We start from the raw sequence: 15,396 nt of genomic DNA, 5'->3' as shown, positions 1-15,396 counted from the left end.
ATGCTTGTGGAAACATTATTGCAGGTACAGCATCTGCAGAAAAGCTTCGGCGATCTGAGGGTGCTCAACGATATTGATTTTGAAATTCATAAAGGAGAAGTGGCCACGTTGATCGGTTCCAGCGGCTCGGGCAAGAGCACGCTGCTGCGCTGCATCAACTTATTGGAGATCCCCAACGGCGGTCAGATCATCTTTAAAGGCAAGAATATTTTGACGGACAGCATCCAGGTTACATCATATCGTGCGAAAGTCGGTATGGTCTTCCAGAGCTTCAATTTATTCAACAATTTAAATGTGCTCGAAAATTGCATGATCGGCCAGATCAAGGTATTGAAGAAATCCAAAGAAGAAGCCAAAGCCAAGGCAATGAAACATCTGACGGAAGTCGGTATGCAGGATTTTGCCAAAGCCAACAGCCGTCGGTTATCCGGCGGTCAGAAACAACGCGTTGCGATCGCGCGGACGTTGTGCATGGACCCGGAACTGATCTTGTTCGATGAACCGACCAGTGCCTTGGATCCGGAAATGGTCGGTGATGTGCTGGATGTCATGAAAAAACTGGCGGCCAACGGTATGACCATGGCCGTCGTCACTCATGAAATGCAGTTTGCCAAAGAAGTCAGCGACCGGGTGATCTTCATGGATCAGGGTGTCATTGCAGAACAAGGAACACCGGAAGATCTCTTTGATCATCCGCAGCATGAACGCACCAAACAATTTTTATCCCGTTATGCCAATCGATAGCGTAAGCTATCGATTTTATGATACAATGGGCCAAAGAACGGAGAGAGAGTATGAAAAAATTGATTAGCATCCTTGTCGGGATGGTTTTGGCATGCACGGTGATCACCGGCTGTTCTTCATAAGAACCGCTGGAGTCCATTGCGATTTATCCGGAAACGGTAAAAATGAAACCCAACGACAAAAAGAAATTAAAAACGGTATTGACGCCTTCGGATGCCGATGATACGACACTGATCTGGTCAAGCAGCGATGAAAGTGTGGCGAAAGTGGATGATGCAGGCAAGGTCACTGCCGTCGGCAGCGGCACTTGTACCATTACAGCTGCTTCTTCCAAATACACAAATATCTCAACAGATGTCAGTATCATGGTACGCAGTCGGATCAAAGCAAGATTTCTTTCTCTTCAACGGATCGCTCCAACTTGGATCTGTTGATCGCGCAAAGACAATAAACAGACGATTTCTCATCGTCTGTTTTTTATTTCTTATATTGAAATTCATACATCATCAATGAACCAGCCACAGCGACATTCAGACTTTCAAAAGCAGTCATCTCGATTTTTACCGTCGCATCACATTGTTCGATCAGCTCATCCGGGAGCCCCTGGCCCTCATTCCCGAGCACGATGCCGCAGGGGTGCTTTGGCTTGATTGCCTGTAAAGCCTGCGAACGATGATGCAGCGCGGTGGCATAGAGCGTCATACCACTGTGCTGTTTCTGCGCCATGACGGCAGGCAGATCACATACGATGCAGGGCAGATGGAAGATGGCTCCCTGGGATGCCTGCAGCGTTTTCGGATTATAAGGATCGGCGCAGCCGGCAGATAAATACAAGGCATCGATCCCGAAGCTATAAGCACTGCGGATCAAGGTGCCGACATTGCCTGGATCCTGTACATCCTGGAGAAAAACGACAGTTTTTTCGTTTTTTGGATGAAGGACCGGGAAGCGGCAAATGCCGATCATGTCGGCAGCGGACTGTCGATGGGAAAGCTTTTTCATCACCGCCGGACTGCAGAAGACCGGTTCAATCGAAAAATCGTTCGGGATGCCTTCTGCAATGTACAATTCCTGCAGACAGCCTGCCTGATCTGCTTCTTCCACCATATGACGGCCTTCGACCGCAAAACATTGTTGGCGGAGGCGTTCTTTATGAAGATGCAGTTTGGCCCGCATTTTGATCTTTTGATTTTGAACAGATGTAATGATCATGCATTCATTGTATCAGATTTCCGGAACAGTGTTGAAAAATCTATTGACATTTTGTATAATGCGAAGTGTTAAAACGATGATCAGACAGAGTAATCGGAAACCCTTGGACAGAGAACGGATCAGCAGCTGAGACATCCGCACAAGCAGAGCCGATGAATTCACCTGGGAGCAAGAGTTAACCCTCTTCCGTATCATACGGTTATCATGATGAAAGTGCGTTGAAAGACGAAGTAGGATGGTACCGCGAGCATTCGTTCCTACGACGTCTTTTTTTTGTAGGAAAGGAAGATTCACATGCCAAATTTTGAAGATTTACGCAAAGAAGCAGCCGAACGCATAGCGCAAGCACAAGATCTATCCGATCTGAATCAGCTGCGGGTCCAGTACTTAGGCAAAAAAGGCAAAGTACAGGACTTGATGAAAAACATGAAGAATTTGTCGAAAGAAGAAAAACCGCAGTTCGGTAAAGATGTCAATGCGCTGAAACAGCACGTGGCATCCCGGATCGAAGAAAAACGAGAAGAGTTGGCGGAATCCGAAATGAATATGCGGATCGAACGTGAAAAGATCGATATCACGCTGCCCGGCCGCCGTCAGACCGCCGGCAACCTGCATCCGCTGCATATCGTCACGCAGGAACTGGAAGACTTATTCATTGGCTTGGGCTATCAAGTCATTGAAGGGAACGATATTGTTGATGATGAATATTGTTTCGAACGTGCCAATATCCCGAAGGATCATCCGGCCCGTGCGATGCAGGACAGCTTGTATATTGATGAAAACAATCTGCTGCGGACCCATACAACAGCCATCCAGATGAAAGTTTTAGAGCAGGCTGCGCCGAACCTGCCGATCAAAGTTGTCTGCCCAGGCAAAGTATACCGCCGGGATGATGACGATGCCACGCATTCCCATCAGTTCATGCAGATGGAAGGATTGGTCGTCGATCGACACATCACATTAGCGGATTTAAAAGGAACATTGGAATTTTTAGCGCGTAAAATGTTCGGCCAGGACCGTCAGATCCGTTTCCGGCCAAGTTACTTCCCGTTCACTGAGCCGAGCGTGGAAGTCGATGTCACCTGTCATATCTGCAACGGCAAAGGCTGCCCGACCTGCAAAGGCACCGGCTGGATCGAGATCCTGGGTGCCGGCGAGGTCCATCCGAATGTCCTGCGTATGGCTGGCTATGATCCGGAAAAATGTTCCGGTTTTGCCTTCGGCGTAGGAATCGAACGTATCGCGATGCTGAAATACGGAGTCGATGATATCCGTCATTTCTATACGAATGATAAACGTTTTGAGGAAACGTTTAAACGGTTTGAATAGGAGGAGAAGGATATGTTGATTTCAAGAAAATGGTTATCGCAGTATATGGATATTTCCGATCTGTCAATCGAAGAAATTGCCGATCGGGTCACATCCGCCGGCTTTGAAGTTGAGAATGTATATAAATTAAGCCAAGGCACCAACTTGGTGATCGGTCATGTTGAAGAATGTTATGATCATCCGAACAGCGACCATCTGCACTGCACGAAAGTGAATATCGGCAGTGAAATCGTGCCGATCGTATGCGGTGCGCCGAATGTTGCAGCCGGACAGAATGTCATCGTTGCCTTGCCGGGAGCAAAACTGCCAGGCGGTGAAATCAAAGAAGGCGTCATTCGCGGTGAAGCCAGCAACGGTATGATCTGCTCTTTGTTGGAGCTGGGTGTCGATCCGCACACATTGAGCGAAGAGCAGAAAGCCGGTATTGAGGAACTGCCGGCTGATGCGCCTGTCGGCGACCATGATCCGCTGGGTTATCTCGGCTTGGATGATGAAGTGCTGGATATCAGCCTGACGCCGAACCGCAGTGATTGTATGTCTGCCTTCAATATGGCAGTCGAAACGGGTGCGATCCTGGATCGTCCGGTTACTTTGCCGGATTATGCCCATGCGGCCGACGGCGGCAAGCCGACCCAGCTGCACGTTGCCAGCGAAACGAAGATCTGCCCGCATTTTATGGGCAAAGTGATCGGTAAGATCACCATTAAAGAAAGCCCGAAATGGATGAAAGAACTCCTGTCTGCCAGCGGGGTGCATTCCATCAACAATGTGGTCGATATTTCCAATATCGTCATGCTGGAAACCGGACACCCGATGCATTTCTATGATAAAGATGCCATCAAGGATCAGGAAATCACGGTCAAAGATGGTTTTGATACGGACTACACGGCATTGGACGGTGTGACCTATCATTTGGAACCGCAGGATGCCGTCATCACCAATCAGGGCAAACCAATCGGTATTGCCGGCATCATGGGCGGCGATGACTCAAAGATCCTGGATACGACGTCTGGCTTGATCATTGAATGCGCGAATTTCAATCACGTTGCCATCCGCAACACTTCCCGCCGGCTGAACTTGAATACAGACGCAAGCATCCGCTATCAAAAAGGTATCGAACCGCTGTCCTGTCAGAAAGCGATGGATCGTGCTGTCCAACTGCTGAAAGAGTATGCCGATGCGGATGAAATCGAAGAAACGGTTGAATACGGCAGCGATGGTTATCGACCGAAGACAGTGACTTGCACATTGGCCGATCTGAACGGCCGATTGGGAACAGACTTTACATTTGAGGAAGTCTGTGATGTATTCAAACGTCTGCGTTTTGAACCGGAAGCCAATGGCGATCAGATCATCTGCCATATTCCAAGTTATCGTACCGACATCGAGGGCAAAGCGGACCTTTCGGAAGAAGTTATCCGTCTGCTGGGCTATGACCGTCTGCCGAGCACGCTGCCGCTGATGGAAATGACCGAAGGAAAGCTGAATCCAAAACAGCGCATGATCCGTCAGACGCGTGAGATCTTCACGGCCCAAGGTCTGCAGGACTGCATCACCTATACATTGGTCAGCACAGAAAAAAAGGACAATGCGATCTTAGGCATCAAAGATCCGATCGAACTTTCCATTCCGATCAGTGAAGAGCGCCGCTGGATCCGCACAAGCATCCTGCCGAGCCTGCTTGATGTCGTGGCTTATAACCATGCGCATTCGATCAAGGATGTCAATGTGTTTGAACTGAGCGATGTTTCCGCGACCTGCGGTGCATGCACGCATCTGGCATTTGTTCTGAGCGGCAGTCTGCAGTCGACCCGCTGGCTGGATTATGATGTACCGGCTGATTTCTACACCGCCAAAGGCATCGTGGAAGAATGGCTGGACCGCATCGGCATCAATGCCCGGATGGTTTCATATGTAGTGAATAAAAAAGATACAGAACACTTTCATCCGTACCGCAGCGCGGAGATCCATGTCGGCAAAAAATGTGTCGGCCTGCTTGGACAGATCCATCCGAAATATGCGAAAACGACGGATACGAAAGATGTCATCATGGCAGAAATCGATTTTGATGCGCTCTTTGATGTAAAGAAATCGAAGATCAAATTCAAACCGGTTTCTAAATATCAAAGTGTTTCACGCGATATTTCGTTTGTGATCAAACGGACAGTACCGGCAGAGGATATCATTCGTGAGATCCGCAAGAATGGTAAGCTGAATAAGGAAAACATCATTCGCGATGTCGAAATTTTCGATGTCTATGAGAAAGCACCGCTGCCGCCGACGGTTAAATCGGTTGCGCTTTCGATTTTGTTCCAGGCGGAAAACCGCACGCTGAAAGATCAGGAAGTCAATGATGTCTTTGATCAGATCGTAGCAGCTTTGGAAAAGAAATTCCAAATTGAACTGCGGAAGTAAAAAATGCAAGGAAGAGGGAAACCTCTTCCTTTTTTTGGCTATAATGGAAGGAGAGGAAAGCAGGTAGTTTTATGAATCAAAAACAATATGTATTAGCCATTGACTCAGGCACGACCAGTACACGGGCGGTGCTCTTTGATCATGGCTGTCAGATCGTTGGGATCGCCCAACAAGAAGGCACGCTGTTCTATCCGTATCCAGGCTGGGTGGAACAGGATGCAGAAGAAGTATGGGACTTGACCGTAAAAGTCATTCACGAAGTCTTGGCAAAATGTGATGTCAAACCATCACAGGTCGCTGCCATCGGCATCAGCAATCAGCGGGAAACCAGCGTCATTTGGGATAAGAAAACTGGAAAACCAATTTATCATGCATTGGTATGGCAGTCAAAACAGACTACAGACGTCTGCCGCAGCTGGGCATCATACAATGATATGGTGCACAAGAAAACCGGACTGCGCGTGGATCCGTATTTTTCCGCTTCAAAAATCAGCTGGCTGCTCGATCATGTCGAAGGCGCCCGGCAGCGCGCGGAAAACGGCGACTTGTTATTTGGTACGATCGATACGTGGCTGGTCTGGAAATTAAGCGGCGGCAAAACGCATATTACAGATGTCAGCAATGCTTCCCGCACGTTACTTTATAATATCCATGCTTGTCAGTGGGACGATGAACTGCTGAAGACGTTCAATATTCCGGCCATGCTGCTGCCGGAGGTCAAAGCGACTTCTGAAGTGTACACGATGACCGATCCGGATTTACTGGATGGTCGTTCGATTCCGATCGGTGCTGTTGTCGGCGATCAGCAGGCGGCATTGTTCGGCCAAGGCTGTTTTGTGGAAGGTATGGTGAAAAATACGTTTGGGACCGGCGGATTTATGTTGATGAACACAGGACAGGACATCGTCGATTCCAAGTCCGGTTTGCTCAGTACGATTGCCTGGAAACTGGGGGATCGTCTCTATTATGCCCTGGAAGGCAGTATTTTCGTTTCCGGCAGTACGATGAAATGGCTGCGTGACCAGCTCGGATTGTATGAATCGACCAAGATCACAGAACAATGGGCCAACGATGTAGAAGATACCGCGGGTGTTTATTTTGTCCCGGCCTTCGTGGGACTGGGAGCGCCGTACTGGAATGATACATGCAAAGCGGAGATCAGCGGACTGACATTGGGCGCAAACAAAAAGCACATCGTACGGGCCGCTTTGGAATCGATGGCCTATCAAAGCAAGGATGTCTTAGATGCCATGGTCAAGGACAGCGGCATTCCGATCAAGAATCTAAAAGTAGACGGCGGGGCCAGCGCAAATAACTTCTTGCTCCAATTCTTGAGCGACTTGCTGCGATGTGAAGTAGAGCGTTACAAAATTCAGGAACTCACGTCGCTGGGAGCTGCCTTCTTAGCCGGTATGGCCGTGGATTATTGGCACATAGAAGATTTTATCATTGAATCCGACCGTGTCTTTGTACCGAAAGCGCCGCAGGAACAGATGGATGCATATTATGCAGGATGGCAGCGAGCTGTTCGTCGTTGTATGCAAGAATAATAAAAAATAATAAAAAATAATAAACAAAACGATTTACAATCGGCAAAAATCTGATATAATCTTCGTAGAAAAGGAGAATTCCGTATGAATAAGAAACAAAAGGCACGCATTCAATCTTTAAAAGATACGATGTTGGCACAGCCGCGCTATGTCAGCATCGAACAGGCATTGATCATTACGAAAACGTATCAGGAAAATGAAAAGGATTCCATCCAAGTCAAACGCGCAAAAGCGCTTTACAACGCCTTGACGCAGTTGGAGATCGGCGTTCAGGACCAGGAATTGATCGTCGGCAACCGGACCAAAGGTGTTCGGTATGGTGTGGTTTTTCCGGAAAGCGGGATTTCATGGGTCGACCGGGAGTTTGAAACGATCCCGACGCGTCCGCAGGATAAGTTTCGTGTCCGTCAGGAAGATATTGAAACCTTCCGCAGCGAAATCGTTCCTTATTGGAAAGGCAGAAGCCTTGAGGATGTTCTGAAAGAGCGGGCCGGCGATGAGATTTCCGCGATCTCCAAAGTGGTCAAGATCAACCAGACAGACCATGCCCAGGGACACATCTGTCCGAATGTCAAAGAATGGCTGGCAACCGGTCCGGCCGGATACATTGCCCAGGCACAGGAAAAAATGAAAGATTGTACGCCGGAACAAAAAGAGTTCTATTCATGTGTGATCTTAGTGATGCAGGGCGTACAGGCCTTTATGATGCGATATCATGATTTATTGATCGAGCAGGCAAAGTCTGCTTCGGCGGAAGATCAAAAGACCATGCATCATGTTGCCGAGATCTGCAAAAATCTGAGTGAACGCCCGGCAGAAACGTTCCATGAAGCGGTACAATCCATGTGGTTTTTGTTTGTGGTGCTGCATATGGAAAGCAATGCATCCAGTTTTTCACCAGGCCGGCTGGATGAAATCTTATATCCATATTATCGAAACGATATCGATTCGTTACGGCTGACGGAAGACGAAGCACAGGAAATCATTGAATGTTTGTGGCTGAAATTCAATGAGATCGTCTATCTGCGCAATAAAAACAGCGCAAAATATTTTGCCGGGTTCCCGATCGGATTCAATATTGCGTTAGGCGGGGTCGATGAAAACGGCAATGATTTCTCAAATGAGTTAAGTCATTTATTTCTGAATGCACAGGAAGACCTTGGCCTGCCGCAGCCGAATTTATCCGTACGGCTGCATAAGCACACCAATGACGCGCTGCTTCGTCATGCGGTGCGTGTCGTTTCCAAGGGCAGCGGCATGCCGCAGTTCTTCAACGATGAAGCCATCATCAAACCGATGCAGGAGTTGGGAATTTCTAAGAAAGATGCGATGAACTATGCCATCGTCGGCTGTGTTGAGCTGACGACCCAGGGCAACAATTTAGGCTGGTCGGATGCGGCAATGTTCAATATGAATAAAGTGCTAGAACTGACTTTGAATCATGGCCGCTGCTTGATCACCGGCAAACAAATGGGACCGGACTACGGCGCCTTGAGCACATATGAAACCTTCGAAGATCTGGAAGCCGCTTATCAGAAAATGACGGAATACTTTATTCAGAAGATGATCCCGTGCTGTGAAGCGGTCGAACAGGCTCATATGGATATTCTGCCGACTCCGTTTTTGTCGGCCGTCATCGATGATTGTATGGAAAAGGGACTGGATGTCACACGCGGCGGTGCACACTACAACCTTTCCGGGATCCAGATGATCCAGGTCGCGAATCTGGCTGACAGTCTGGCGGCAATCAAGCAGATCATTTATGATGAAAAACGATTTACACCGGCGCAGCTGGAAAAAGCGCTGCAGGAAAATTTCGAACATGATGAAGTGATGCGGCAAATGCTGCTGAACCGTGTGCCAAAATATGGAAACGATGTGGAATGGGTCGATGAATTAGGCGTAAAATGGGCCACCTTCTTCCGCAATGAGCTGCGCAAGTATACAAATTACCGCGGCGGCCCGTACCATACAGGCATGTACACTGTCAGTGCCCACGTACCGATGGGACAAAATGTCGGCGCTACGCCGGACGGCCGGCTGTCGCAGGAACCATTGGCGGACGGCGGTTTATCGGCCGTATATGGCCGCGATGTCAAAGGACCGACCGCAGTTTTGAAATCGGTCTCCCGCATTCCGTGCGAATGCACGACCAACGGCGGCTTGCTGAATATGAAATTTTTACCGGATTTCTTTAAAACAGAAGCTGGCATCACCAAATTCTGTAACTTCCTGCGCACGTTCGTGGACTTGAAGATCCCGCATATTCAGTTCAATGTTGTCAGCCGGGAGAATCTGCTGGATGCAAAAAAGCACCCGGAACAATACCGCTCACTAACGGTACGGGTTGCCGGTTATACCGCTTATTTTACAGAGTTGGCAGGTGATCTGCAGGATGAGATCATCGCCCGGACGACTTATGATGCCATCTAGAGGACTGGTTTTCGACTGCAAGCGGTTTGCGACCCATGACGGCAGCGGGATCCGTACGACCGTATTCATGAAAGGATGCCCGCTTCGCTGTGCATGGTGCCAGAATCCGGAAGGACTGAATGCCGTACCGCAGGTTCTTTATATGGAGAAAAACTGCATCCACTGCGGCAGCTGCATGCAGGCATGCCGGAATAACGGGATCACGATGACGGCCGGTCAGATCCAGGTGCATCGCAGTCAGCCGGAAAATTGGAAACAAGTTACCGATGCCTGTCCGTCACGCGCTTTGCGGATGGACAGCACATATTATACGGTGGATGAACTGATGGCAGAAATTCGGAAAGATCAGCCGTTCTTTGCATACGGCGGCGGCGTGACATTCAGCGGCGGAGAGCCGCTGCTGCAGGCACCGTTTGTTGCCGAAGTGCTGAAACAATGTCAAAAAGAAGGGATACATACGTGCATTGAAACCAGTCTGTATGCAGATCGGCAGACGTTGGATCTCGTCCTGCCGTATTTGGATGAAGTGTACTGTGACTGCAAAGTTTACGAAGACAACGAACATTTTGCTTATACGCATGTACACAATGATCAAATATTAGCGAATCTCCGGTATTTACTGAACAGTGAAAAAAGAGAACATGTGGTCGTGCGGACCCCGCTGATCCCTGAAATGACTGCGACAGATGAAAATATCCGAGGCATTGCATCTTTTCTGGCTGCCATTGATCCGGAAGTGCACTATGAACTGCTGAATTATAATCCGCTGGCCGCATCAAAATATTCCTATCTGGATATGGAGTATTGTTTTGATGATAATCCAAAAATGTACAGTGCGGAAAAGATGGAACATTTTCGTCAGATTGCGGTGAATGCAGGAATCAAAAATATCGTTATTTCTTAGGCCTTTCGGGGCCTTTTTTAGACCGAATTGGTTTTTTTTACAGAAACTTAACAAATGTAGCGAGGATTTCTCGCTATACTAAAAAAAGGAATCAGGATTGAAGAGAGCCAATTCCCTCAATATGATGATATACTAAGAAGTAAAGAAGAATACAAAGGAGAGAATTCAAATGTTGTATGGAATCATTGATATCGGGTCCAATACGGTCCGATTGAACATTTATCGTATTGAGGGCGAAAATTTTCATGTTCTGCTTTCTCGTAAAGAATCTGTCGGTCTGGCTGCTTATGTTAAAAAGAAAAAACTGACCGAAGAAGGCATTCATGCCTTGATCGATTGTTTGAGCGGTTTTAAAGAATTGATGCGGGTACTGAACATCGACGGCTATTCTGCCTTTGCGACCGCATCGCTTCGGAACATTGACAATACAGATGATGTGCTCAGCCAAGTCTTTTCCGTATGCCGGATGCGTATCAATATGCTGACGGGATCAGAGGAAGGTGAATTGTCCTTCCACGGTGCCATGACGGCGCTCGATTTTGAAACCGGTGTGTATATCGATACGGGCGGCGGCAGCACGGAAATTTTGACTTTTAATAAAGAAAATATGAAATTTTTAGCGAGCATTCCCGTCGGTTCTTTAAATTTATTCAATAATTATGTCAATCAGTTGATTCCGACTAAGAAAGAAATGGACGCAATGCGCAGCAAAGTGAAAGACGAATTCAAAGAAAATATCCCGGAAAAAGTTTTCAGTGACAACTTAGTCGTCACCGGCGGCAGTATGCGGGCCATCCGGCTGTTGTTGGTCCGTCTGAAGATGCTCGATGAAAAATCTTATGAGCTGAACGCGGATGTTCTGCATGCGTTGGTGAAAGAACTTTTAAGTATGGACACCAAAGATGTCATGCGTCTGTTCCTGAAAGTCAAAGCCGATCGTGTTCATACGATGATGCCGGGACTCGTCATCATCGATACGATCGCTCAGATCATTCACGCCAAAAACGTGCAGATTTCCAATTACGGAGTCCGTGAAGGATATTTGCAGGGACGGGTGCTGGGTGATTTATACACATCTGCCTAAAGGAGGAAACTATGTCCGAAAAGCCTTATGCTTATACACAAAACAGAGAGTTGTCATGGCTACGGTTCAATGAACGTGTATTGGAGGAGGCCGCCGACCCTCGGGTCCCTTTATTGGAACGCTTGAAATTTATTTCTATCTACACCAGCAATCTGGATGAGTTTTTTATGGTTCGATGCGGAAGTCTGTATGACTTATCGTTGGTCGATCCAGAAAATCATGACAAACGCAGCGGTATGACGCCGGCGGAGCAGCTGAACGCAATTTTTAAACAAGTCGATAAATTGTGTCCGGTCAAAGACGATGTACTGAAGAATATCAATGAGACATTGGTTTCATTGCACATGGCACGGATCGAGAATAAACAGCTGACTAAAAAACAGCAGAAATTTGTACGGCATTATTTCGATACCCAAATTTATTCGATGCTTTCGCCGCAGGTCATCGATAATCGTCATCCGTTTCCGCATTTGATGAATAAAGCCCAGTATATCATTGTCCGTTTAAAAGAAGGCAAAAACGATATGCAGTTCGGCATTATTCCGGTACCGGATTTCCTGGACCGCATCATTTATCTGCCTGAGGCGCAAGGTGATTATGTTCTGCTGGAGCATGTGATCTACCATCAAGTCGAAAGGATCTTCTCAGAGGACAATATTGTCAGTAAGTCGATCATCCGGGTAACACGCAATGCCGATATCAATTTGAATGAAAAAGAAATTGACGAGGACGAAGATTATCGTGAATACATGAAGAAGATCTTGAAGAAAAGAGATCGTCTGGCACCGATCCGTCTGGAGTATTATCGTACGATGGATGATGAAACGACCGCATTCTTATGCGAAAAATTAAATTTAAAACCAAACCAGGTATTCTGCTCGAAGTCACCAATGGAAATGGATTATTTTTTTGATCTGATCGATCAGGCGCCGAATGTATTGACCAAACCGCTGCTTTATAAACCATTTGAGCCGCAGAAAAAATGCAGTTTGGATCTGGATCGGCCGCTGATCCCGCAGCTGCTTCAACATGATGAACTGCTGTTTTATCCATATCAAAGCATTGATATTTTCCTAGATCTATTGATGGAAGCAGCACATGATAAAAATGTTCTCTCGATCAAGATCACAATTTATCGTCTGGCAAAAAACAGCCGCATTGTCAATGCGTTGGTCGAAGCTGCAGAAAATGGTAAAGAAGTAATCGTCCTGATGGAACTGCGGGCGCGCTTTGATGAAAAACACAATATTCAGGAAGCACAGATCCTGGAAGAGGCCGGCTGCAAGATCTTATATGGGTTTGAGGATCTGAAAGTTCACTCGAAAGTGATGCAGTTTACGGTTAAGACCCGCAAACAGATCCGCACGATCACACAGATCGGTACGGGCAATTACAACGAGAAGACCAGCAAGCAGTATACAGATATTTCCTATATCACCGGACGGGAGGATATCGGTGCAGACGGAACGGCGTTTTTCCGGAACCTCCTGATGTCCAATCTCGAAGGACAGTATGATCATTTACTGGTGTCCCCGTTTCAGTTGAAAGAAGCTGTCATGAAAATGATGGATGAGCAGATTGAAAAAGCCAGCTCCGGCCAACAGGCAAAGATCTATCTGAAAATGAATTCCATCACGGATGTTGATTTGATCAATAAAATTCAGGAAGCCAGCAGTGCCGGCGTAGAGATCCGGATGGTCGTACGAGGCATCTGTTGTATTTTGCCAGGTGTACCGGGCTATGCCGAAAATTTGCACATTATTTCAATTGTCGGCCGCTATCTGGAACATTCCCGGATCTATGCTTTCGGTAATGACGATGATATGAAAGTGTATATTTCCAGTGCGGATTTCATGACGCGAAATACCGAAAAACGTGTTGAAGTCGCTTGTCCGATCTATGATGAAAAGTTGAAGAAACGTGTGCTGGAGTATTTCAAACTGCAGCTGCGCGATAATATCAAGGCCCGTCAGATGCAAAGTGACGGAACATATAAGGCGATTGAAACCATGGATGCACCGCTGGATTCGCAGAATGAATGTATGCGTCTGGCTGAAGAAATGCATCCGAAAAAATCGAAGGAACATCATGTGTTCCGGGCAATTGCTTCGCATTTTCGAAGAAATTAAAAGAAAGTCTCCTTTTGTGCTAAAATAAGCATATAAGGAGACTTTTTTATGCGAAAAGAAACAAAATGTGTGCAGGCCGGTTATACACCAAAAAACGGTGAACCGCGTATGATCCCAATTATTCAAAGTACGACATTTAAATATGATTCCAGTGCAGAAATGGGGAAACTGTTTGATTTAGAAAAAGAAGGATATTTTTATACCCGCCTTCAAAATCCGACCAATGATATGGTCGCTGCGAAGATCGCCGCGCTGGAAGGCGGAACGGCAGCGATGCTGACGGCAAGCGGGCAGGCAGCTTCCTTTTATAGTGTATTTAATATTGCCGGAGCGGGTGACCATGTTGTGGCTTCGACCGCAATTTACGGCGGTACATATAATCTGTTCAATGTGACGATGAAACGGATGGGAATTGATTTCACGTTTGTGGATCCAGATTGTTCCGATGAGGAATTAGAAGCAGCTTTTCAGCCGAATACGAAAGCAGTCTTCGGTGAAACGATTGCCAATCCTTCGTTGGTTGTTTTTGATATTGAACGATTTGCGGGAGCAGCGCATGCACACGGTGTTCCGCTGATCATCGATAATACGTTTGCGACGCCGATCAACTGCCGGCCATTTGAGTGGGGCGCAGATATTGTCACTCATTCGACCACAAAATATATGGATGGTCATGATGTCGGTGTCGGCGGCTGTATCGTCGATTCAGGACATTTTGACTGGATGGCGCATGCGGATAAATTCCCAGGCCTGACACAGCCGGATGAATCTTATCATGGCATTACCTATGCGGAAAAGTTCGGCCAAGGCGGGGCTTATATTACGAAAGCTACTGCTCAGCTGATGCGGGATCTTGGTGCGATCCAATCGCCGCAGAATGCATTCTATTTAAATTTAGGATTGGAATCGCTGGCGGTCCGGATGGAACGTCATGTGCAGAATGCACAGAAAGTTGCAGAATTTTTGGCAAAGGATCCGCATGTAGCTTGGGTCAATTATCCAGGTCTGAAAGGCAACAAATATTATGAACGGGCCAAAAAATATTTGCCGAACGGAACCTGCGGCGTCATTTCATTTGGTGTCAAAGGGGGACGTGCTGCAGCGGAGAAATTCATGAGCCAGCTGCAGGTCGCCATCATTGCGACCCATGTGGCAGATGCGCATACGTGCATTCTGCATCCGGCCAATTCGACGCACCGTCAGCTTTCGGATGAAGAATTGATCCGGGCCGGCGTTGCACCGGATCTGATCCGATTATCTGTTGGAATTGAGAACGCAGATGATATCATCGAAGATCTGGAACAAGCTTTAAAAAGTTTGGATTAATAGGAAGCCGATGCCTATAAGGTATCGGCTTTTTCTATGGTCAATGAATTTTTTCAAAAAAGTAGTTGACTGAAGGGGAAGAGTTTGATAATATAAATGAGCGCTCGCAAGAGGGCGCGGAACGATCTTTGAAAACCGAATAGATATACAAACCAAAAACGTCAATTCTGTTTTTAAAAAAAGAAAGAAAGATGTCAGAGACATCTGGAGCTAAATCAAATGGAGAGTTTGATCCTGGCTCAGGATGAACGCTGGCGGCATGCCTAATAC

The 15,396-nt window shown here is 47.1% G+C and carries 12 protein-coding genes; 10 read left to right on the top strand and 2 right to left on the bottom strand.

The features are described from left to right. Together HNQ47_RS04075 and HNQ47_RS04070 are read left to right on the top strand one after the other, a co-directional pair. Nucleotides 1-744, top strand: a complete 744-nt coding sequence (locus tag HNQ47_RS04075) for an amino acid ABC transporter ATP-binding protein (RefSeq protein ID WP_183327823.1) — start codon at nt 1-3, stop codon at nt 742-744. Between the two features lie 128 nt (nt 745-872). Beyond that, nucleotides 873-1,178 carry an Ig-like domain-containing protein gene (locus HNQ47_RS04070; protein ID WP_281378173.1) on the top strand — a complete coding sequence of 102 codons (306 nt, stop codon included), beginning with the start codon at nt 873-875 and terminating at the stop codon, nt 1,176-1,178. Between the two features lie 43 nt (nt 1,179-1,221). Here HNQ47_RS04070 and HNQ47_RS04065 read toward each other — a convergent pair whose 3' ends face one another. After that, complete coding sequence (locus HNQ47_RS04065) at nt 1,222-1,956, bottom strand: TrmH family RNA methyltransferase (protein WP_183327819.1); 735 nt, start codon at nt 1,954-1,956, stop codon at nt 1,222-1,224. 294 nt (nt 1,957-2,250) lie between these two features. Between HNQ47_RS04065 and pheS the strand changes: the two genes are divergently transcribed. From pheS to HNQ47_RS04025, 8 genes are all read left to right on the top strand, one after another. Beyond that, on the top strand, nt 2,251-3,285 hold the full coding sequence (pheS, locus tag HNQ47_RS04060; protein ID WP_183327817.1) for a phenylalanine--tRNA ligase subunit alpha: 1,035 nt from the start codon (nt 2,251-2,253) through the stop codon (nt 3,283-3,285). A gap of 12 nt (nt 3,286-3,297) precedes the next feature. Next, a complete protein-coding gene (gene pheT, locus HNQ47_RS04055; RefSeq protein ID WP_183327815.1) occupies nt 3,298-5,700 on the top strand; it encodes a phenylalanine--tRNA ligase subunit beta in 2,403 nt (800 codons plus the stop codon). Nucleotides 5,701-5,771: 71 nt separating this feature from the next. After that, a complete protein-coding gene (glpK, locus tag HNQ47_RS04050; protein ID WP_183327813.1) occupies nt 5,772-7,250 on the top strand; it encodes a glycerol kinase GlpK in 1,479 nt (492 codons plus the stop codon). A gap of 84 nt (nt 7,251-7,334) precedes the next feature. Further along, nucleotides 7,335-9,683, top strand: coding sequence for a glycyl radical protein (locus HNQ47_RS04045; protein WP_183327811.1), 2,349 nt, complete (start codon nt 7,335-7,337; stop codon nt 9,681-9,683). Then, the gene (locus tag HNQ47_RS04040; RefSeq protein WP_246346054.1) at nt 9,670-10,587 is read left to right on the top strand and encodes a glycyl-radical enzyme activating protein; all 918 of its coding nucleotides are present in this window, start codon (nt 9,670-9,672) and stop codon (nt 10,585-10,587) included. The genes HNQ47_RS04045 and HNQ47_RS04040 overlap by 14 nt, the downstream gene beginning before the upstream one ends. Nucleotides 10,588-10,756: 169 nt before the next feature. Continuing rightward, nucleotides 10,757-11,671: a Ppx/GppA phosphatase family protein gene (locus HNQ47_RS04035; RefSeq protein WP_183327808.1), complete on the top strand. Its 915-nt coding sequence runs from the start codon at nt 10,757-10,759 to the stop codon at nt 11,669-11,671. Nucleotides 11,672-11,682: 11 nt separating this feature from the next. Then, nucleotides 11,683-13,800, top strand: a complete 2,118-nt coding sequence (gene ppk1, locus HNQ47_RS04030) for a polyphosphate kinase 1 (RefSeq protein ID WP_183327806.1) — start codon at nt 11,683-11,685, stop codon at nt 13,798-13,800. 48 nt (nt 13,801-13,848) lie between these two features. Beyond that, nucleotides 13,849-15,126, top strand: a complete 1,278-nt coding sequence (locus HNQ47_RS04025) for an O-acetylhomoserine aminocarboxypropyltransferase/cysteine synthase family protein (RefSeq protein WP_183327805.1) — start codon at nt 13,849-13,851, stop codon at nt 15,124-15,126. 40 nt (nt 15,127-15,166) lie between these two features. On the opposite strand, the gene HNQ47_RS10030 is transcribed toward HNQ47_RS04025, so the two are convergent. Continuing rightward, nucleotides 15,167-15,396, bottom strand: a 230-nt coding sequence (locus HNQ47_RS10030) for a hypothetical protein (protein WP_221248014.1), incomplete at its 5' end; no start/stop codon positions are given.

The sequence above is a fragment of the Catenisphaera adipataccumulans genome (assembly GCF_014202755.1).
Lineage (GTDB): Bacteria > Bacillota_I > Bacilli_A > Erysipelotrichales > Erysipelotrichaceae > Catenisphaera > Catenisphaera adipataccumulans.
Note: the sequence above shows the minus strand (reverse complement) of the source record. Positions and strands in the feature narration are given on the sequence as shown.